Raw genomic sequence first — 18,524 nt, forward strand, 5'->3', positions numbered from 1 at the left:
GAAACCGGCGTGTCATATTGGTTTGATGTTGACGGCGATGAGTTCGCCATCGGGCCCGATTTCTACATCGAAGCTGACGCGCTGGCCCTCGTGGAATGTCTGCGAGCGCGAAAACTGGATTTCCGAATCCCGAATGAAACTCGGGGCAGCATGCATTTCTGCAGCTGCCCCGGCGGGCGGATCATATTCAACGGCGTTCTCTTCAATTCGGCTGGCCATTGCATGCTCCCAATAGGGGTTCGTCAAACCAGGCCACCGCTTCCGGTGGCCATCCGACTGCTTGATGGCAAACACGTACTGAAACAACCTGCCTGGCGGAATATTCCGGCCAATACACGCGCGAGGAAACCCCGCGCGGCAAGCCAAAACCGGTCTACCGCGCCCGCGTGCTCCTTGTTACTGGGGCACGATGTTCGAAGCTTGCTTGCCCTTGGGGCCTTGCGTAACTTCGAACGACACCTTCTGACCTTCCTTCAGGCTTTTGAAGCCTGCGGAGTTGATCGCGGAGAAATGTGCGAAAAGGTCTTCGCCGCCATCATCCGGGGTAATGAAGCCGAAACCTTTTGCGTCGTTGAACCACTTGACGGTACCAGTAGCCATGATTTTGAGTCGTGAAGTTGAGAAATCGATCGGCCGCCGGCCAAATACAAACGTAGCAGGCAGACCCGGCCGAACCGGCCAAACGATCGTTTGGTGAATATATGCTTGGCGCGTCGCCTCGTCAAAGTCTGTTTTTTCAAGGTTTCCGTTTGGAGCGGCCGCGGCCGCTGTTTTCGGGCCTGCACCAGGGTTGGCGCGCTCTTGCCATCGGTGCAAACACCCGCGCAAAACCGGGCGTTTTCACCTAAGCTTTAGTGGCTTCTGCCGCACTCGGCTCACCCCGTAAGCCAGCGCCGCAGACGGTGCACGGAAATTGCGTGCGCACCCCGTCGTTCCAGTCGCAGCCTACCCATGACGACAGCCGCAGCCAGTAAAACCAAGAAAAATCCCGCGTTGATGGCCACCATGGTGGGCGCAATCGGCGTGGTCTTCGGGGACATTGGCACCAGCCCCCTGTATGCCCTGAAGGAATGCTTCAACCCCGAACATGGGGTCCCGTTTTCCGATCAGACCGTCTTCGGCATCCTGTCGATGCTGTTCTGGGCGATGACGCTGGTGGTATCCGTCAAATATGTGCTCTTCGTCATGCGCGCCGACAACAACGGCGAAGGTGGCATCCTCGCGCTGACGGCGCTGGCCATGCGCGCGAGCAGCGGCAGCGCCCGGTTCACACGCACGTTGATGCTCCTCGGCCTGCTGGGCGCCGCCATGTTCTATGGCGATGCCGTCATTACCCCCGCCATCTCGGTGCTCTCCGCCATCGAAGGCATGGAAATCATGGCGCCTGCGCTGCAGAAGTGGGTGTTGCCCTTGGCGCTGATCGTGCTGATCGCGCTGTTTTTGATTCAAAGGCATGGCACGCACGTGGTTGGGCGCCTGTTCGGGCCGATCATGGTGATCTGGTTCGTGCTGCTGGGGCTGATGGGGTTGGTTTCGGTGGTGAAGTCGCCGCAGATTTTGGTGGCGCTGAGCCCGGTGTACGCCATCGAATTCGGATTCCGGCATACGGTGCTGGCGTTCATCGTGTTCGGCTCGGTGTTCCTGGCGCTGACCGGTGCCGAGGCGCTGTATGCCGACATGGGCCACTTTGGCGCGCGCCCGATCCGCTATGCGTGGTTCTACATTGCGATGCCGTGCCTGCTGCTGAACTACTTCGGCCAGGGCGCCTTGCTGCTGCGCGAGCCGAGCGCCGTGCAGAACCCGTTCTTCCTGCTGATGCCGAACTGGGCTGTGGGCCCGATGGTGGTGCTGGCCACGGCGGCCACGGTCATTGCGTCCCAGGCGGTCATCTCGGGTGCGTTTTCGATGACGGCGCAGGCCGTGCATCTGGGCTATGCGCCGCGCATGAAGATTCTCTACACGTCGGATGTGGAGATCGGCCAGATCTATGTGCCGGTGGTCAACTACGTGCTCCTGGCGCTGGTGGTGGCGGTGGTGCTGGCTTTCGGCAAGTCCGACAACCTGGCTGCGGCCTACGGTATTGCGGTGACGACCACCATGGTGCTGACGACGGGGCTGGTCACGGTGGTTATGCGCAACGCGTGGAAGTGGCGCCTGTCGCTGGTGGCCTGTATTGGCGCCGTGTTCCTGGCGGTCGATTTGTCGTTCTTCGCCGCCAACCTGCTCAAGATTGCCGCGGGTGGCTGGTTCCCATTGCTGCTGGGCGGCTTGATCTTCTTCCTGATGGTGACGTGGCACTCGGGCACACAGCTGCTGAAGGCGCGCAATGTAGAAGGCGGCATTCCGCTTGAGCCGTTCATGGACGGGCTGCTGCGCCATCCACCGTATCGTGTGGACGGCACGGCCGTGTATCTCACGCCCAGCATCGATTTCGTGCCCCTGGCGTTGCTGCACAACCTCAAGCACAACCACGTGCTGCACAAGCGCGTGCTGTTCATCCACTTCCGCACGCTTGCCGTGCCCTATGTGGACCCTGCCAAGCGCCTGGTCATCAAAACCATTGGCGACGACATCCACACCGCAGTGGTGGATTTCGGCTTCAAGGAAACGCCCGCTGTGGACGAGATCGTCCGCAGCGTGGGCGAGCGGCTGGGCATCGTCTTTGAAGACATGGAAACCTCGTTCTTCATTACGCGCGCCACGGTGGTGCCGTCGCCACTGCCGGGCATGGCGATGTGGCGCGAGTCGTTGTTTGCCTGGATGCAGCACAACAGCGCCAAACCGTCGGACTTCTTCCGGATTCCTGCCAACCGACTGGTTGAGCTGGGGAGCAAGGTGGAGATCTAATCTCGCGCGTTCTGTGCGTTACGCAAACCGCGTCACGCTATCGCCTCGGCAGAACGCAAGCAGCGTCAGCTGGCCGGCCTTGGCGTGGCGGATCGCGAGTGAGGACGGCGCGGAGATCGTTGCCAGCAGCGGCACCTGCAGTTGAACGCACTTGCGCGCCAGCTCGAAGCTCGCACGACTCGTCATGACGATGAACCCATCCGAGGGGCGGATGCCGAGCCGAGCCAGCCGGCCGATCAGCTTGTCGAGAGCGTTGTGGCGGCCCACATCTTCCAGAACATGCAGTGGTGCATGGGTGTCTGCGGGCACCCAGCCCGCCGCATGCAAGCCGCCCGTGAGCGCGTTGGCCGGCTGATGCGCCGTCATCGCCTGCATGGCATCCAATACCTGCGCGTCGGCAAGTGATGCCAACCACGCGGGTGGCACAAGCGGTTGCGGCGCGTCTTCAAAAGTCTGCAGGCTTTCAATGCCGCACAGCCCACAGCCGGTCGGGCCGGCCAGCGCCCGACGGCGTTCCTTCAACCGCACGAAGCAATGCGAAGCAATTTCTGCGTGTACTTCGAGCCCATGCGGATGCGTTTCCACGTCTGCGCCACGCCAATCGGCGCGACTGTCGATGATGCCTTCCGACAGCGCAAAGCCCAGCGCGAAGTCTTCCAGGTCAGTCGGCGACGCCATCATCACCGCATGCGTGATGCCGTTGAAGACAAGCGCCACCGCAGCTTCATCGGCAATGGCGGCGGGGGTGTCCTCTTGCGTGCCAGCGCGCGTGCGTTTCGTCGCGGCGGTGGAAACGACGGGCAAGCCGGCGGGGTGGTGGGGCAGAAAAGTCATGCAGTGAAGTCAGGCAGAACGCGGCCGGCGTCGAGCAGCGCAATGAGCCAGCGTGTGTCGTCCATGGTGACGCGCAGCAGGCCTGCATCGGCCAGCGGATGCAGCGCGCGCAGGACCGTGCTGGCGCGCTCGCCCACGCGCTTGGTCAGCCACGGCATCGACACCGGCTTGCCGGCGTCGGTCTCGCGCAATGCGGCCAGCAGCGCCAGCTGCAGCGCAGACCACGCCGGCTCGGTGGGCATCAGGCTTCGGCCGTGGTGGCCGCTTGGGTGTCAGCGGTGCGCGCGACCTGGCTCGGCACCAGCATCACCGGAATCGACTTGGATGTCGGCGTGCGTGCCTGGTCGGCCACGGAAGACAGCGGCACCAGCGGGTTGGTCTCGGGGTAATACGCCGCCAGGCACCCGCGCGGAATGTCATACGCCACCAGACGGAAGCCATCGGCGCGGCGCGTGGTGCCGTCTTCGGAAAGCGTCACCATGTCGACCCACTCGCCGTCTTTCATGCGGACCGTGTGCAGGTCTTCCTTGTTGATGAAGACCACGCGGCGCTGGCCGAACACACCGCGGTAGCGGTCGTCCATGCCGTAGATGGTGGTGTTGTACTGGTCATGCGAGCGCACCGTGGCCAGCGTGAAGACGGTGGCGTCGGCATGGCGCTCGCGGGCGCGGTGGACCGGGGTATCAGTCGGCACGGCATGCGCGTGGAATTCCGCCTTGCCTGACGGCGTGTTCCAGACACGCTCCGATGCGGTGTTACGCAGGCGGAAGCCACCCGGCACGCGAATCTTCTCGTTGAAGCCGGCAAAGTCGTCGAACACGGCTTCAATGCGTTCGCGGATGCGGTCGTAGTCTTCCACCAGCCAGCGCCACGGAATGGTGCTTTCGGGCAGCGTCGCTTCGGCCAGGCGCGCCACGATGGCCGGCTCCGAGAGCAGATGCGGAGAGGCCGGCGGATTGATGCCTGCCGACATGTGCACCATGCTCATCGAGTCTTCCACCGTCACGCCTTGCGCGCCGCCGGCCTGTTGGTCGACCTCGGTGCGGCCCAGGCACGGCAGGATCAACGCGGCCTTGCCGTGCACGATGTGGCTGCGGTTGAGCTTGGTGGTCACGTGCACGGTCAGGTCGCACTGGCGCAGGCCGGCCCACGTGGCGGCGGTGTCCGGCGTGGCGGCCGCGAAGTTGCCACCCATGGCGAAGAACACGCGCGCGGCGCCTTGCTGCATCGCTTCGATGGCGCCGACGGTGTCGTAGCCATGTTCGCGCGGCACTTGAATACCGAAGACTTGCTCCAGCCGATCCAGAAACGCGGGGGCGGGCTGCTCGTAAATGCCCATCGTGCGATCGCCCTGCACGTTGCTGTGGCCGCGCACCGGGCACGCACCGGCACCCGGGCGGCCGATGTTGCCGCGCAGGAGCAGCAGGTTGACGATCATCTGGATCGTCGCAACCGAATGCTTGTGCTGCGTGATGCCCATGCCCCAGCACGCGATGACGCTGCCGGCTTTGATGTACGTGTCGCCCGCCTGGCGGATTTCGTGCTCTGGCAGGCCCGATTCGGCCTCGATGGTCGCCCACGACTCCGTGCGCACGTCAGCGGCGAAGGCGTCGTAGCCGCCAGTGTGCTGGGCGATGAAGGCGTGGTCGATGATGGCGGGCTCGCCGCGGCTGCGTGCCGCGTCGTCACGCTCGATCACGTGTTTGATGATGCCCTTGATCGTCGCCAGGTCGCCGCCGATGCGCACCTGGTGGTATTCGGTGCTAATGCGCGTGGAGCCCAGCGTCAGCATCTCGATCTTGCTTTGCGGATCAGCAAAGCGCTCCAGCCCCCGCTCGCGCAGCGGGTTGAACGAAACAATCTTGGCGCCGCGTTTGGATGCTTCGCGCAGTTCGCCAAGCATGCGCGGGTGGTTCGTCCCCGGGTTCTGCCCGAAGATGAAGATGGAGTCGGTCTTGGTGAAGTCGTCGAGCGTGACGGTGCCTTTGCCGACGCCGATGCTGGCCCGCATGCCCGTGCCGGAAGGCTCGTGGCACATGTTGGAGCAGTCGGGGAAATTGTTCGTGCCATAGGCGCGCACGAACAACTGGTAGAGGAAGGCCGCCTCATTGCTGGTGCGGCCCGAGGTGTAGAAGATCGCCTGGTTCGGATCGGGCAGCGCACGCAGGTGCTGCGCGATCAGCGCGAAGGCGGCGTCCCAGTCGATCGGGACGTATTTGTCGCTGCCCGCGTCGTAGACCATCGGGTGCGTCAGGCGGCCTTGATCTTCCAGCGCGTAGTCCGACCACTCGGCGAGTTCGCGCACGGTGTGCTGCGCGAAGAACTCCGGTGTGGTGCGGCGCGACGTCGCTTCTGCAGCCACGGCTTTGACGCCGTTCTCGCAAAATTCAAACGTGGAGGCGTGGTCGCGATCAGGCCAGGCGCAGCCGGGGCAATCGAAGCCATCGGGCTGGTTGGCCGACAGCATGGTCTTGGCGCCCTTGGCCGCGATGCCCTGCGACAGCAATTGATGCGCAACGCTTTTGAGCGCGCCCCAGCCACCGGCCGGGTGACGGTAGAACTCGATCTTCTGGTGCTTCATGGGTGGCGGGGCGGCTTTAAATCACGTGTCAGGAGAAGAGAACGGCAGCTTTTTGGAGTGTAATCCAAACCCCCCAGCCCAACGGCAGGCCCACGGCGGCCCAGGCCAGCACCACGGCTACCGCCGAGCCCGGATGCGCCTGCCATTCCAGCGACGTCTCCGGCGAAGCAACCGACGGCGTTGGGCTCTTGGTTGCCGCAGCATGTCGTTGCTCGTCGAGCTGCGCTTCGGTCATGAAGTGCTTCGCGTTGACAGGGCGCACTAGCAGGTTGCAGATGAAGCCGAGGATCAGCAGGCCGGCCAGGATCATCATCGTGATGTCGTACACGGCTGCGCGTTCCACGCCATGGGCGATCTGGTATTCGCGCAGGTAGTTCACCAGCACGGGGCCCAGGATGCCGGCCGTCGACCACGCCGTGAGCAGCCGGCCGTGGATGGCGCCCACCATTTGCGTGCCGAACATGTCAGCCAGATACGCCGGCACGGTCGCAAAACCGCCGCCGTACATCGACAGGATCACGCAGAAGGCCAGTGCGAACAGCGCGATATTGCCCGTGTGCGACGTCCACGGAATCGACGCATACAGCACGAAGCCGAGCACGAAGAAGACCGCGTAGGTCATCTTGCGGCCCAGGCGGTCCGAGAGCGACGCCCAGAAGAAACGGCCGCCGATGTTGAACAGGCTCAGCAGACCCGTGAAGCCCGCAGCGATGGCTGCGATCTGGCCCTTTTGCGCGGCGGTCAGGTCCATGAACGACGTCGTCACGCCCAGCAGCTTGCCGCCAAACACTTCCTGCAGCAGTGGCGAGGCCATGCCCAGCACGCCAATACCGGCCGATACGTTCAGGCACAGCACGGCCCAGATCAGCCAGAACTGCGGCGTCTTCAGCGCTTCGTTTGCGTGGACATGGCGTTGCGTGACCATCGTGTCCTTCGCCTTGGCCGGGGAGGGTGTCCAGCCTGCCGGTTTCCAGCCCGTGGGCGGCACACGGTAACCCAGCGCACCTGCCATCATGAACACGAAGTAGATGCCGGCCAGCACAATAAAGGTTTGCGACACGCCCACAGATTCGGGCGTCGCAAACAGCTTCATCAGGCGGTCAGCCAGCGGGGCGCCGATCATCGCGCCGCCGCCAAAACCCATGATGGCCATGCCCGTGGCCATGCCACGCTTGTCCGGAAACCACTTGATGAGCGTCGACACGGGCGAGATGTAGCCCAGCCCCAGGCCGACGCCGCCGATCACGCCCGAGCCCACCCACAGCAGCCACAGTTGGTGAATCTGGATGCCCAGTGCGGAAATTAGCAGCCCGCCGCACCAGCACACAGCCGACACGACGCCAGCCTTGCGCGGGCCAACGCGTTCGAGCCAACCGCCCCACATGGCAGCGGATGCGCCCAGGAACACGAAGAACAGCGTGAACATCCAGCCCAGGCTGGAGACGCGCCAGTCGCAGGTGGTGGTGAACAGCTCGGCGACCAGCGAGACATCGGCGCCGCATGTGAGCGGCTTGGTGATGCCCAGCGCGCGGCCGAGCGGCAGCCAGAAGACGGAAAAACCGTAGGCCATGCCAATGCACAGATGGATGGCCAGTGCGGCAGGCGGAACCAGCCAGCGGTTGAAGCCAACCGCGGCGACGGTGCGCTCGCGCGAAAAAAATGGATGCAGGACTGCTTCGGACATCGAATCCACCCCCGGATAAGTTGAGCCCGTGTTGTGACGTACGTGGTGAAACGGTGCGGCCGCGCCGGTCATGGCCGGTGCGTGCCAGCCGGCTGCAGTTGGAATGCGCCGACGTTGCCCGCGAAAGATAGTGGGGCAGCCTGTTCTAGATCAATAGTTGTAGTCACCCGTTGTATTGCGATTTACGCAACTTGCAGCCTAATTTCTTAATTTATGTGACCGAAAACATAAATAGCCGAGGGGCCTGTTCAAGCGATGTGCGGCGCAGGGTGGCGGACGGTCAGCCCGCAACCGCAGCGTCTGACCACGGGCAGCCGCTTGCCTGCTGGCGGAATTCACTGGCCAGCGCGCGCAGGCAGGTGAGGGCGGATTGCATGTCTTCCACACGCTGCTGATACGGTCCGATGCTCTGCGCTGCGCGCTCGATGCAGCGGGCGGCATCGCCAATCGCCTGATGCCCAAGCATGCGAGCCGAACCGACGATGCGGTGCGCCGCTTCAACGATCTGTGTGTCGTCGTCAGCGGTGCGGATGGCGTTCGCCAGGTTGGCGAGATCCTGTTCCACCGTCTCACAAAATAAATCGACGATAAAACGCCATTGCTGCAGATCGGTGCCAAACAGCTCGGTGAGCGTAGTGATGACCTGCAGCGGGAATTGTGCGACGACGCTGGGGGAGACGTTGGACGTGGGGTGCATGGTGGCGGTGCGTGCGGTGGGAATCAGAGATGCACTCTGCTCGCCTCGTCCACGCGTCGCCATGAGATTGGTCCGATTCTGGTGTGAGCCCAAATGAAAACGGGCGCACCGCCGGTAAAGCGATGCGCCCGTTGCGCTTTCAGCACATGCGCAGGTTAAGGCAGCATGGCAGCAGTCGGATTGACGTCCGAATCGCGCGGGGGCGGACGACGATGGCGATGCGCCCACGTGAAGACCACCGGCAACACCAGCAGGGTGAGAATCGTGGTAGTGACCATGCCCCCGACGATCACTAGCGCCAGCGGGCGCTGCGCTTCCGAGCCGATGCTGTGCGACAGCGCCGCCGGCAACAGACCCAGGCCTGCCAGCATGGCCGTCATGATCACTGGTCGCAGGCGCAGCGCGGCGCCATCGACGGTCGCTTCACGCACGTTTTCGGATTGGGACAGACGATTGACGTACGAAATCAGGATCACCCCGTCCTGGATGGCGATGCCGAACAACGACAGGAAGCCGATCCCCGCCGAAATCGACAGCGTCTCGTTGGCAATGTGCAGCGCCAGCAGCCCGCCGATGGCGGCAAACGGCACATTCAGCACCACCATCAGCGCATCCTTGAAATTGCCGAACGTGCTGTAGAGCAGCAGGAAGATCACAAGGATGGTCAACGGCACGATCACCATCAGCTTGCCCTGGGCGACCTTCATCTCGTTGAACTGGCCGTCCCACTTGACGGTGTAGCCTTCGGGCAGTTTTACGTTGCTGCCCACCACATGCTGGGCCTCGTCCACGGCGCCGCCCAGGTCACGGCCGCGCACGCCAAACTTGATGGCAATGTAGCGCTTGCCTTCCTCGCGGTAGATGAAGAACGGGCCATCGGTCATTTCCACCTTGGCGATCATCGACAGCGGAATGTGCTGGCCGTCAGGCGTATCGATCAGCAGCTCGCGGATGGCGTCGTACGACGCACGTGCCTGCTGATTCAGGCGCACCGCCAAGCCGAACGATTTCTCGCCCTCCAGGATTTGCGTGACCGGGGCGCCGCCAATGGCGTATTGCACGAGGTTCTGCACGTCGCTCACGTTGATGTTGAAGCGCGCAGCCGCCTGGCGGTCGATCGAAACGTTCAGCGTCGGCTGGCCCAGCTCGCGGAAGATACCCACGTCCACCAGGCCCGATACTTTCTTGAGCTGCGCCTGGATTTCGTTGGCCTTGGCTTCGAGCATGTTCAGGTCATTGCCAAACAGCTTGACCGAGTTCTCGCCCTTCACGCCCGAGAGCGCCTCATCCACGTTGTCCTGGATGTATTGCGAGAAGTTGTATTCGATGCCGGGAATCTTCTCCAGATGCTTCGACAGGCGCTCGACCAGCTTGCCCTTGGTCATGCCGGCCTCCCACTGGTCGGGCGGTGCGAAGTACAGGCCGTATTCCTGGTTGAATACGCCGGTAGAGTCGGTGCCGTCGTCCGGGCGGCCAATCTGCACCGAAACCTGCTTGATCTCCGGCTGCTTGGTGAAGTATATACGCAAGTCGTTGGCCACCGACGCGGAGTAATCCAGGTCCACCGTATTGGGCAGCGTGATGCGCAGCCACAGGTTGTTTTCTTCCAGCGTGGGCAGGAACTCCGTACCGAGGAACGTGGCGCTGTACAGCGTCAGCAATAGCGCCGTAATGGCCGTGGCAAAGACGGCCATCGGGCGTGCAATGAGCTTGCGCAGCAATGGCTTGTACCAGCGCAGAATCGCCGCAATAAAGGCCGGCGAATGCGGATGCAGCGTTTTGCCGAAGACGAACGACGTGGTAGCCGGCACGAACGTCAGGCTCAGCACGATCGACGCCATCAGGGCAAAGCCCATCGTGAAGGCCATTGGCTTGAAGATGATGCCTTCCACCCCGCCGATGAAGAACAGCGGGGAATACGCCACGATGATGATGCCGGTGGAAAAAATCATCGCGCGCTGCACTTCGTTGGTCGCCTTGATGATCGCGTCTTCGAGCTTCTCGGCGCCTTCTTCGAGGTGCCGCATGATGTTTTCCATCACGATCACGGCCGCGTCGACGATCACCCCAAAGTCGATCGCCCCGAGCGAGATCAGGTTGGCCGGCACATGGAAGTGCTCCATGCTGATGAACGACACGCACAGCGCCAGCGGAATCACCGCCGCCACCACGGCCGCCGCCCGGAAGTTGCCCAGGAAGACGAACAACACCGCCAGCACCAGCGAGATTCCCACCACCAGTGTGTGTTCGACCGTGCCCATGGTGATGTCGAGCAGCACCTGGCGGTCGTAGAACGGCTTGACTTGAATGCTCTTGGGCAGGACGCCGTTGTTCAGCTCCGCCACCTTCTCGCGCACCTTGGCCAGCACCTCGGTGGCGTTGGCGTCGCGCTTGAGCAGCACGATGCCTTCCACCACGTCGGGCTGATCGTTGTATTGCACCTGGCCCAGACGCTGCACGTTCCCGACTTCCACTTCGGCAATATCGCGCACGCGCACCGGCACGCCATTGTTGGTGTTGACCACCACGTTGCGGATGTCGTCCACCGTCTGCAGCAGGCCCACGCCGCGCACGACGAACTGTTGCTCGCCATCGCGCAGCAGGTTGCCGCCGGTGTTGTTGTTGGCGTTGCCGATGGCCGTGATGAGCTGCGACAGCGTGATGCCGTACGACTGCAGTTTCGCCGGCGATGGGACGATGTGGTACTCCTTCACCTTGCCACCGAAGGAGCTGACATCGGCCACGCCCTGCACGTGCTTGAGCCCCTTGGAGATGTCGTAGTCCTGGTAGCTCTTGAGCGTGGTGAGGTCGACGCCATCGCCCTCGAGGCGAAAGCGCATGATCTCGCCGGTGGCGTCCGAGTCGGGGCTCAGTGAAGACTGCACGCCCGTCGGCAGGTTGGCGCTCGCCAGATACTGCGAAAAGTTCTGCCGCGCCTTGAAGCTATCGGTGCCTTCCTTGAATTTGAGCGTCACCACCGACAGGCCGAACAGCGATACCGAGCGGAACGACTGCACGTCCGGCACGCCGGCTAGTGCGTTTTCAATCGGGATGGTGATCTGCTGCTCGACTTCGGTCGTGCTGCGGCCGGGCCACTGCGTGATGGCCTGCACCGACAGCGGTGCCACGCCCGGATACGCCTGCAGTGGCAGCTCGCGGAACGACAGCACGCCAGCCACCAGCAACGCGACAGCCAGGAAGACAATCAGCAGCCGCCGCTTGAGAATGCCCGCGATGGGGTTGAAGCCCATGCCTACGCTCCTGCCTTGACGATCATCTCGTTAAGCAGCGCGGCACCGCGCACCACCACCTGCGACGAAGCCTCAAGCCCTGCCGTCACGGCAAAGTTGCCGTCGGTGCCGATGTCCTTGCCGTGCACTTCGACGCGCTTGAAGTGCGTAGCATCGCTCTGCACGATCACGAAGTAGCTGCCATGGTCTTTCACCAGGGCGGACTTCGGCACCACCGTGGCCTGGCCGGTGCCGGTCTGGATGCGCGCCGTGGCGTACATCTCGGGGCGCAGCAGGCCGTCGTTGTTCGGCACGTCGCAGCGCACCGTCAACGTGTGCGTGGCCGGGTCGATGTTTGGGGCGATGAAGCTCACGCGGCCCGTGAACTCGCGGTCCGGATACGCCGACGTGTGCAGCGAGATCGGCTGACCGATGCGCACGCTGGCAATGTCGTTCTCATACACATTGCCCGTAAACCACAGCACACGCGTATCGACGATGCTCATGAACGAGTCGCCCACGTTGAGGAAGGCGCCCGGGTCCATGTTGCGCTTGACGATCGTGCCCGAGATGGGCGCGCGCAGCGTCAGGTGTTCAGCCGGTGTGCCGCGCTTGGCTATTTGCGCGACATCGGCATCGGACATGCCCAGCACGTGCAGGCGACCTGCGGCGGACTGCACGGTGGCGTCTGCGTCTTCCTGCAAGTCCTTCATGTTGGAGCCCTTGAGCTGGCGGGCGGTATTCAGCGCCAGCAGGTATTCCTTCTGCGCAGAGATGTAGTCCGGCGCGTACAGCTCGGCAATCGGCTGGCCCTCACGCACCAGCGCCCCTTCGAACTGGAGGATGTGATCAAGCCGGCCGGCCACGCGTGCGGACGCCAGCTTGGTGCGCTCCGCGTTGTAGGCCAGCTTGCCGGGTGTGGACAATTCCACCGGCACCGAAAGCTGGCTGGCCTGCGCGACCTTCACCTGCTGGGGGTCGAAGCCGCCAGAAGGAATTTCAATGGAGTCCGGTTTCGGACGCGACGCGGCAGCCGGCGCAGATGCCGGGCCCGCTTCGGGTTTTGCAGTCTCGGCCGGCACGGCGGCAGGCCACTTGCGTCCGACCACCACGCCCACAGCGAGGGCCGCTGCCAGGGCGATCACAGCAACGACAGGAGAGAACTTCTTCATGATGTTATTGAGCTTGAACCGGCGAGCGGCCGGTGGCCGCGAGCAGCGCGTGATAGGCCTGCAAGGCCGTGGCCTGCGCCTGCGCGACCGCCAGTTCGGCGTTTTTGAGCGCGCCCTGGGCGGTAAGCAGGTCGTTGAAATCGGCGTTGTTGCTGGCGTAGTTGGTCATCGTGACGCGATAGGCCGCCAGCGCCTGCGGCAGTTGCCGCTGCTTGTTGAAGTCGAGCTGCGCAAGCGTCTGGCGCAGCGTGTTGTAGGCGGTATCGACGGCCAGTAACGTCTGCTGGCGCACCGACACGTCGTTCGCCTCGGTGGCAATCTGGCTTTCCACCGCCTGGTTCACGCCGTACTTCTCTTTGGTCAGGAACCAGAACGGGATGATCACGTCCAGCTCGATCTGGTAGCTGTTCGGGCGCACGCCATACGGCGGGTTGTCCGTCGTGACGGTGGCAATGACCTGGAAGTCGGGCAGGTAGGCCTTGCGCGCCAGCGTCACGCTCTTGCGTGCCGCGTCCATCAGCTCGGCCGATGCCTTGATCGACGGGTGCTCGCGCAGCGCCTGGTTTTCCAGTTCGGGCAGCGGTTCTTCCGGCAGGTGGACAGCCTCGTCGTCTGCGCGCAGCACGAGCGGGAAGCTCGGATCTTTCCCGATGAGCGTGTTGAGCGTCTGCAGCGTGCTGTCGTACTGGCGCTGAGCGGCAAACAGGTCGTTCTGCGCGCTGCTCTGCATGACCTGCGCGTTGAGGAAGTCTGCGTAGGCGGCGGCGTTGTTGGCGTAGCGCACACGCGTGATCTGCTTGACCTGCTCCAGGCGCGTGATGGTCAGCTTTTGCACGTCGATCTGCTTTTGCAGCGCAATCGCCTGGTAGTACGTGGTGGAAAGCTGCGCATAGAGCTGCAGGTACAGCGCGTCGTTTTGCGCGTTCAGGGACTCAGCCTGGCGATCGGCAATCTCGGCCGCCAGCGCTTTCTTGCCCGGAAACGGAATCTGCTGCGTCAGGTTGTACTGGCTGCCGCCCGCGCGGTTCACCGCCAGCGGGAATCCCTTCGGGATGCTGTTCCAGATATAGCCGAGCTGCGGGTTGTTGGGCGACGCAAGCTGCGGCGGTATCGACTTGGCTGACAGGTAGGTGTGGCGCCCCTGGATCAATTGCGGGTTGTTGCCTTTCAGCTCCTGCAACAGTTCGACCAGGTTGAAGCCAGCACCCGTCACGCCCGGCACGGATGGCTGGATCGGCGGCATGGTCGGGACCGGCATGCTGGCCGCAGCCGGCGCCGATGCCGGCGTGGCTGCCCAGGCAGCGGCAAATGGCAGGCAGGCCACCGCGCATAGCACGGCCCTTGCCCTTGAATGAAACGCACCCCGATATTTCACTGCAGCAGACTCCCCCTTGAGACGGGAGCGTTTTTACCGACGCGAACTTTCAAGCGCCTTTCACGGCTCAGCAAGCTGTCAGGATGGGGGAAAACGCAAAAACCCCGCCCTCCAGTGCCAGTCTGCGACAGTTATATGACAAGACATGACGACCGTCTCAGGCCGGTGCAAGTGGACATGCCATGCCGACGCGCGTGGCAAGTGCCTCTCGCATGGCCTGCAGGCTGGCGATGCGGGCATCAATGGTGGCAAGTTTCTCCCGCAGCAACGCGGTGACGGCGGCAACGGTGTCGGGTTGCTGCCACACCTGCGCCATGCCTTCTCTAATTTCCGCCAGTGTGAAACCCAGCTGCTGGGCCGTGCGGACGTACTGCACCAGTTCCACGATTTCGGGCGGATAGGCGCGGTAACCGTTGCTCCGGCGCCGCGCACGGATCAGTCCACGTGCCTCGTAAAAGCGCAGGCCATCCCGCGAGACGCCGGTGGCAGCAGCCAAGTCGCCGATGGACAGGTCGCCGGTATGCGCATTGGAAATGGGCGCGGGGAGAGCAGCAGGCATGGTGGTTTGGACGGGGGGGCGGTCAGGGGGGGGGCTTGACCTTGGAGCGTACACCAAGCTTTAGCGTGGCGACTCCTTCACTTCCCTTTTGGAGTTTCACCATGGTTTCCGAATCGACCTTCCTGCGCATTGTGCGAGCCAGCGCCTGGTATGACCTGATCGTGACCGCACCCTTTGCCACGCCATGGACGTTCGCGCTGTTGCATCAGGCGCTGAGCGCATTGGCGCACGCGCTGGGCATCGGCAGCTTGCCGCCATTTGAGCCGACGCATCTGCTGATGGCCAACCTGATGGGATCGGTGGTGTGCGTGTGGTCGGTGCTGCGTATCCGACAGACGAGTGTGGTGCTCGGCCGGTACGACGCCGTGGCGCGCGGCCTGTTTGCGGCGTGGCAGGCATACGCGCTGGCATCGGGCGCTACGCTGCTGGTGGTGCCCTTCCTGATCGCAGAGATTGGCTTCGGGCTGCTGCAATCGCTGCCCGTGGGCCGCGTGCCCGGGCGAGCAGGCGCGCGGGCAGCGTAACCGCTTGCGTGGTTTAGCGCGCGGCCGGGGCGCTGGCCGGCGCCTCGGGCGGCAAGCCGGCCGGGATGTACGGGCCGCCGCCGAGCACCTGCATGCGCGACAGCACGCGCAACTGGTTGTCGAGTTTGGCCGAGTCAACAAAGCGTTTGACGTCGTCGCCGGCCCGGCGGGCCATCTCTGGGGTATCGACCCAGCCCGTCAGGATGACCTTGCCGTCCGGGCTGGATCGGATGCGAATCTGGCGCGTGCTGAGCGCCGTGTCCTGATCCAGCGCCGCCTTGACCTGGTACGTCAGGAGCGAGTCGTCGAGCATGCGCGCGCCGGCGGTGTTCGGGCTATCGCCCCACGCGCAGGCCGTAAGAAGCGCTGCGGCGCCGATTGCAGCCAACACACCGGCCGAGGCAGCGAAGGACAACTGAGGGAAGCGCATCGATGCTCCTGAAGAGAGGGCGACAGGCTCACATCATAAGCCTGCCGCCCACACAATCCGCTTAGTGCTTACGGCGCTGCCAAAGGTTCTGCGCCGCCAGCCAGCCGGGTCCCACCGTCGCCACGAGCGCAATCAGCACGCCCCAAACCAAGTGAAACTCGATGGCCGATGCCGACAGATTGGCCCAGTACGACACCGCTGCCACCACGTTGACAAAGAACAGCCCCGCCGCCGCCAGCCGGGGCACGATGCCGGCCAGCATCAGAGAGGGGAAGACCAGTTCGCCAAAGGTGCCAAGCGCCGCTGCCAGTGCGGGCGGCAGCAGCGGCACCTTGTATTCCTCGGTGAAGAGGAGCACGGTCGTGTCCCAGTCGTGCAGTTTGGTCAGGCCCGAGCGGAAGAACACGTAGAAGAGATACGCGCGCGCGATCAACAGGATGATCGAACAGAGCATGCTCTGCGGGCCGGCAAGCCGTTCCAGCGATGCGCGGATACGCGTGAGTGGGGCAAAGGTTGTGGTGAGGGTATTCATGGCGTGTCTCCGGTAGGCATTGTTGTGTGGCATGCAGATAGCGCGAGCAGCCCCGAGCGATAGAGGCCAGATAGGCTCGCGGTCAGATCAAAAGCTGGCAGCTCAGCCAACGTGGTCTCGAGCGCGGTCTGGAGCGATGGCGTAGCCTCGCAAGCTGCCAGAAACATCGCTGTGGCGGCATCGAGATCGAGCACGGCAACGCGGTGCCCCCGCACGGCAATCGCAGCGGCTTCGGCTGCGTCCAGGTCGATTTCGTTGAGCGCGATGGTTGCGCCGGGCTGATGTGCGCGCCAGATCGACACCACCGGCCACGGTGAGGCCACCCACTGCACACCTTCGATCAGCCCCGCGCGGACGGTGTCCGCGGGCTGCGCGAGGAGGGTGGCGTTCGCCGCTTCGACGTGTGCATCCGGGGCGTAATGCGCCCAGTGGACGCACCATTCCAGCCGCGCCACGTCAGCCAGATACGGCACACTGTGCGCCAACGGGCATTGCGCAATGACATCCGGCAGCGCATTGCCATAGCGATGCAGATTGGGCGATGTAGACGCCTGCGCGGCCAGCGTGTCGCGCACAAGCGCATCAAAGCAGTCGTTGCCGACCAGCGCGCGGCAGACGGGATAGGCCCCCGCCAGCGTGTTACGCAGAATGGCCAGACGCGCATTGCGGTAGATGGCGATGCCACGTGTTTCATCGTCGCTTACAGGATGCGTCAGCGCGCCGATGAGGTGTGCCTCCCAGTCAGGCAGTCGCATGGCGTGTCTCCTGCATGGCGTTGGTGTGGCGATTCAGTACCGCCTGGGCACGTGCCGCCTCGTCCAGCAACACCTGCACGGGCGGCAGTTCAGCGTCCCATTCGATCAGTGTCGGGCGTGCGCCGTGCTTGGCAACCCACGCGTTGTACAACGCCCAGACGGGCGCATGGACCGGCGCGCTATGCGTGTCGATCAGCATGCCGTCTTCCACGCTGAAGCCCGCCAGGTGAATTTCGCCGACCAGCGCTGGGTCGATATCGGTGAGTACGGATTCGACTGTCACGCCATGGTTGACGCTGTTCACGTACAGATTGTTTAGGTCCAGCAGGATGCCGCAGCCCGTGCGTCGGGCGAGGGCGGTCAGGAATGCGCCTTCGGAGATGGCCTCGTCGGCATCGACCAGCGTGCGGCAGTCGATGTACGCGGCAATGTTCTCGATCAGCAGCGGCTGCTTGAGAATGTCCTGTGCCCGCATGACGTTGGCGCAGACGATATCGAGCGATTCGCGGGAATAGGGCAGCGGCAAAAGATCGTTGACGACCTGCGCGCCGCTGCGGTTGAAGCACAGGTGCTCGGAAATGGCGGCCGGCGCTACGGCATCGGCAAGCATGGCGATGGCGCGTACGTGTTCGACATCCAGTCCATCCGCATTGCCAAGCCCCATGCCCACGCCGTGCAGGCTCACCGGCTGGTGCGCTCGCGCGGCCAGCAGCGCTGCACGTGCGGGGCCGCCATACAGATAGTTCTCGCTGTGCACTTCTGCCCACGGGAAGCGGGCTTCCCCGTGCAGCAGGGCAGGAAAGTGCGGCGCGCGCAGGCCTGCGCCGGCGCAGGTTGGCAGAGCGGTCTGCATGGCGGTCACCGGCGTCGCGCGTTACTTGGACGGAGTCTGCATCGTGCCGCCCATCTGCGCGCAGGTGCCGGCCGGCACGTACTTCCACGACATCGGGTCTTTGTCGATCTTCGACTGGCCGGCGCAGGCGTGGGCGCTGCCGGGGCTGGCGCAATCGTTCTGGCCGGCCTTGGCGACGCCGTAGCACTTTTCCTTGCCGGCAGCGTCGGCGGCGTGCACCGGCGTCGACAGTGCGCCCAGCGCGAGCAGGCTACCCAGAGCGGCGGCGATCATGGCGTGTTGTTTCATTTGTGTTCTCCTTGAGTGAACAGGTGTCGTTGAACGGCTGACGGGGCGAAATCCCTCGCCGTACGGTGCACTGCGGCATCGCGCAGATGTGTTCCGTGCACCTTCGTCGGCGCATGGCTGCGTTCCTGACACGGAGAGCGGAAATTTTTTGAATTTCTTTTTT

At 63.7% G+C, this 18,524-nt stretch carries 18 protein-coding genes; 2 read left to right on the forward strand and 16 right to left on the reverse strand.

The window, feature by feature from the left end; genetic code table 11:
• Nucleotides 1–12: 12 nt before the first annotated feature.
• The gene (locus BEK68_RS22635) at nt 13–219 is read right to left on the reverse strand and encodes a cold-shock protein (protein ID WP_004627325.1); all 207 of its coding nucleotides are present in this window, start codon (nt 217–219) and stop codon (nt 13–15) included.
• Nucleotides 220–396: 177 nt separating this feature from the next.
• A complete protein-coding gene (locus tag BEK68_RS22640) occupies nt 397–600 on the reverse strand; it encodes a cold-shock protein (protein ID WP_004627322.1) in 204 nt (67 codons plus the stop codon).
• A gap of 351 nt (nt 601–951) precedes the next feature.
• On the opposite strand from BEK68_RS22640, the gene BEK68_RS22645 reads away from it, so the two are divergent.
• Nucleotides 952–2,847 carry a potassium transporter Kup gene (locus BEK68_RS22645; RefSeq protein ID WP_004627320.1) on the forward strand — a complete coding sequence of 632 codons (1,896 nt, stop codon included), beginning with the start codon at nt 952–954 and terminating at the stop codon, nt 2,845–2,847.
• An 18-nt stretch (nt 2,848–2,865) separates the two neighbouring features.
• Here the strand turns inward: BEK68_RS22645 and fdhD are convergent, their stop codons facing one another.
• The 9 genes from fdhD to BEK68_RS22690 all read right to left on the reverse strand — a co-directional run bounded on the left by fdhD (nt 2,866) and on the right by BEK68_RS22690 (nt 14,979).
• A complete protein-coding gene (gene fdhD / locus BEK68_RS22650) occupies nt 2,866–3,681 on the reverse strand; it encodes a formate dehydrogenase accessory sulfurtransferase FdhD (RefSeq protein ID WP_004627318.1) in 816 nt (271 codons plus the stop codon).
• Nucleotides 3,678–3,923: a hypothetical protein gene (locus BEK68_RS22655; protein WP_012430308.1), complete on the reverse strand. Its 246-nt coding sequence runs from the start codon at nt 3,921–3,923 to the stop codon at nt 3,678–3,680. Before BEK68_RS22655 ends, fdhD begins: the two co-directional genes overlap by 4 nt.
• Nucleotides 3,923–6,262 (reverse strand): FdhF/YdeP family oxidoreductase, encoded by a 2,340-nt coding sequence (locus BEK68_RS22660; protein WP_012430309.1) that lies wholly within the window; start codon nt 6,260–6,262, stop codon nt 3,923–3,925. Before BEK68_RS22660 ends, BEK68_RS22655 begins: the two co-directional genes overlap by 1 nt.
• 28 nt (nt 6,263–6,290) lie before the next feature.
• Complete coding sequence (locus BEK68_RS22665; RefSeq protein WP_024542190.1) at nt 6,291–7,946, reverse strand: OFA family MFS transporter; 1,656 nt, start codon at nt 7,944–7,946, stop codon at nt 6,291–6,293.
• Nucleotides 7,947–8,226: 280 nt separating this feature from the next.
• Complete coding sequence (locus tag BEK68_RS22670; protein ID WP_012430311.1) at nt 8,227–8,706, reverse strand: Hpt domain-containing protein; 480 nt, start codon at nt 8,704–8,706, stop codon at nt 8,227–8,229.
• A 92-nt stretch (nt 8,707–8,798) separates the two neighbouring features.
• Nucleotides 8,799–11,894 (reverse strand): efflux RND transporter permease subunit, encoded by a 3,096-nt coding sequence (locus BEK68_RS22675; RefSeq protein WP_012430312.1) that lies wholly within the window; start codon nt 11,892–11,894, stop codon nt 8,799–8,801.
• Between the two features lie 2 nt (nt 11,895–11,896).
• A complete protein-coding gene (locus BEK68_RS22680; RefSeq protein ID WP_004627308.1) occupies nt 11,897–13,045 on the reverse strand; it encodes an efflux RND transporter periplasmic adaptor subunit in 1,149 nt (382 codons plus the stop codon).
• Nucleotides 13,046–13,049: 4 nt separating this feature from the next.
• Nucleotides 13,050–14,420 carry a TolC family protein gene (locus BEK68_RS22685; RefSeq protein WP_012430313.1) on the reverse strand — a complete coding sequence of 457 codons (1,371 nt, stop codon included), beginning with the start codon at nt 14,418–14,420 and terminating at the stop codon, nt 13,050–13,052.
• Between the two features lie 157 nt (nt 14,421–14,577).
• Nucleotides 14,578–14,979 (reverse strand): MerR family transcriptional regulator, encoded by a 402-nt coding sequence (locus BEK68_RS22690; RefSeq protein WP_012430314.1) that lies wholly within the window; start codon nt 14,977–14,979, stop codon nt 14,578–14,580.
• A 101-nt stretch (nt 14,980–15,080) separates the two neighbouring features.
• Here BEK68_RS22690 and BEK68_RS22695 point away from each other — a divergent pair, with 101 nt between their 5' ends.
• Complete coding sequence (locus BEK68_RS22695; protein WP_012430315.1) at nt 15,081–15,503, forward strand: hypothetical protein; 423 nt, start codon at nt 15,081–15,083, stop codon at nt 15,501–15,503.
• Between the two features lie 13 nt (nt 15,504–15,516).
• Here the strand turns inward: BEK68_RS22695 and BEK68_RS22700 are convergent, their stop codons facing one another.
• The 5 genes from BEK68_RS22700 to BEK68_RS22720 all read right to left on the reverse strand — a co-directional run bounded on the left by BEK68_RS22700 (nt 15,517) and on the right by BEK68_RS22720 (nt 18,361).
• Nucleotides 15,517–15,933: a BON domain-containing protein gene (locus BEK68_RS22700; protein WP_012430316.1), complete on the reverse strand. Its 417-nt coding sequence runs from the start codon at nt 15,931–15,933 to the stop codon at nt 15,517–15,519.
• 61 nt (nt 15,934–15,994) lie between these two features.
• On the reverse strand, nt 15,995–16,465 hold the full coding sequence (locus BEK68_RS22705) for a DoxX family protein (RefSeq protein ID WP_012430317.1): 471 nt from the start codon (nt 16,463–16,465) through the stop codon (nt 15,995–15,997).
• On the reverse strand, nt 16,462–17,220 hold the full coding sequence (locus BEK68_RS22710; protein WP_012430318.1) for an HvfC/BufC N-terminal domain-containing protein: 759 nt from the start codon (nt 17,218–17,220) through the stop codon (nt 16,462–16,464). The genes BEK68_RS22705 and BEK68_RS22710 overlap by 4 nt, the downstream gene beginning before the upstream one ends.
• Complete coding sequence (bufB, locus tag BEK68_RS22715) at nt 17,207–18,073, reverse strand: MNIO family bufferin maturase (protein WP_012430319.1); 867 nt, start codon at nt 18,071–18,073, stop codon at nt 17,207–17,209. Before bufB ends, BEK68_RS22710 begins: the two co-directional genes overlap by 14 nt.
• A 21-nt stretch (nt 18,074–18,094) precedes the next feature.
• Nucleotides 18,095–18,361, reverse strand: coding sequence for a BufA1 family periplasmic bufferin-type metallophore (locus tag BEK68_RS22720; protein WP_004627292.1), 267 nt, complete (start codon nt 18,359–18,361; stop codon nt 18,095–18,097).
• Nucleotides 18,362–18,524 lie beyond the last annotated feature (163 nt).

The organism is Ralstonia pickettii (assembly GCF_001699815.1).
In the GTDB taxonomy this organism is placed as follows: domain Bacteria; phylum Pseudomonadota; class Gammaproteobacteria; order Burkholderiales; family Burkholderiaceae; genus Ralstonia; species Ralstonia thomasii.

Coding starts and splice junctions, on each gene's coding strand:
- BEK68_RS22635 (WP_004627325.1), bottom strand. CDS start 219: ATGGCCAGCCGAATTGAAGAGAACGCCGTTGAATATGATCCGCCCGCC.
- BEK68_RS22640 (WP_004627322.1), bottom strand. CDS start 600: ATGGCTACTGGTACCGTCAAGTGGTTCAACGACGCAAAAGGTTTCGGC.
- BEK68_RS22645 (WP_004627320.1), top strand. CDS start 952: ATGACGACAGCCGCAGCCAGTAAAACCAAGAAAAATCCCGCGTTGATG.
- fdhD (WP_004627318.1), bottom strand. CDS start 3,681: ATGACTTTTCTGCCCCACCACCCCGCCGGCTTGCCCGTCGTTTCCACC.
- BEK68_RS22655 (WP_012430308.1), bottom strand. CDS start 3,923: ATGCCCACCGAGCCGGCGTGGTCTGCGCTGCAGCTGGCGCTGCTGGCC.
- BEK68_RS22660 (WP_012430309.1), bottom strand. CDS start 6,262: ATGAAGCACCAGAAGATCGAGTTCTACCGTCACCCGGCCGGTGGCTGG.
- BEK68_RS22665 (WP_024542190.1), bottom strand. CDS start 7,946: ATGTCCGAAGCAGTCCTGCATCCATTTTTTTCGCGCGAGCGCACCGTC.
- BEK68_RS22670 (WP_012430311.1), bottom strand. CDS start 8,706: ATGGCGACGCGTGGACGAGGCGAGCAGAGTGCATCTCTGATTCCCACC.
- BEK68_RS22675 (WP_012430312.1), bottom strand. CDS start 11,894: ATGGGCTTCAACCCCATCGCGGGCATTCTCAAGCGGCGGCTGCTGATT.
- BEK68_RS22680 (WP_004627308.1), bottom strand. CDS start 13,045: ATGAAGAAGTTCTCTCCTGTCGTTGCTGTGATCGCCCTGGCAGCGGCC.
- BEK68_RS22690 (WP_012430314.1), bottom strand. CDS start 14,979: ATGCCTGCTGCTCTCCCCGCGCCCATTTCCAATGCGCATACCGGCGAC.
- BEK68_RS22695 (WP_012430315.1), top strand. CDS start 15,081: ATGGTTTCCGAATCGACCTTCCTGCGCATTGTGCGAGCCAGCGCCTGG.
- BEK68_RS22700 (WP_012430316.1), bottom strand. CDS start 15,933: ATGCGCTTCCCTCAGTTGTCCTTCGCTGCCTCGGCCGGTGTGTTGGCT.
- BEK68_RS22705 (WP_012430317.1), bottom strand. CDS start 16,465: ATGAATACCCTCACCACAACCTTTGCCCCACTCACGCGTATCCGCGCA.
- BEK68_RS22710 (WP_012430318.1), bottom strand. CDS start 17,220: ATGCGACTGCCTGACTGGGAGGCACACCTCATCGGCGCGCTGACGCAT.
- bufB (WP_012430319.1), bottom strand. CDS start 18,073: ATGCAGACCGCTCTGCCAACCTGCGCCGGCGCAGGCCTGCGCGCGCCG.
- BEK68_RS22720 (WP_004627292.1), bottom strand. CDS start 18,361: ATGAAACAACACGCCATGATCGCCGCCGCTCTGGGTAGCCTGCTCGCG.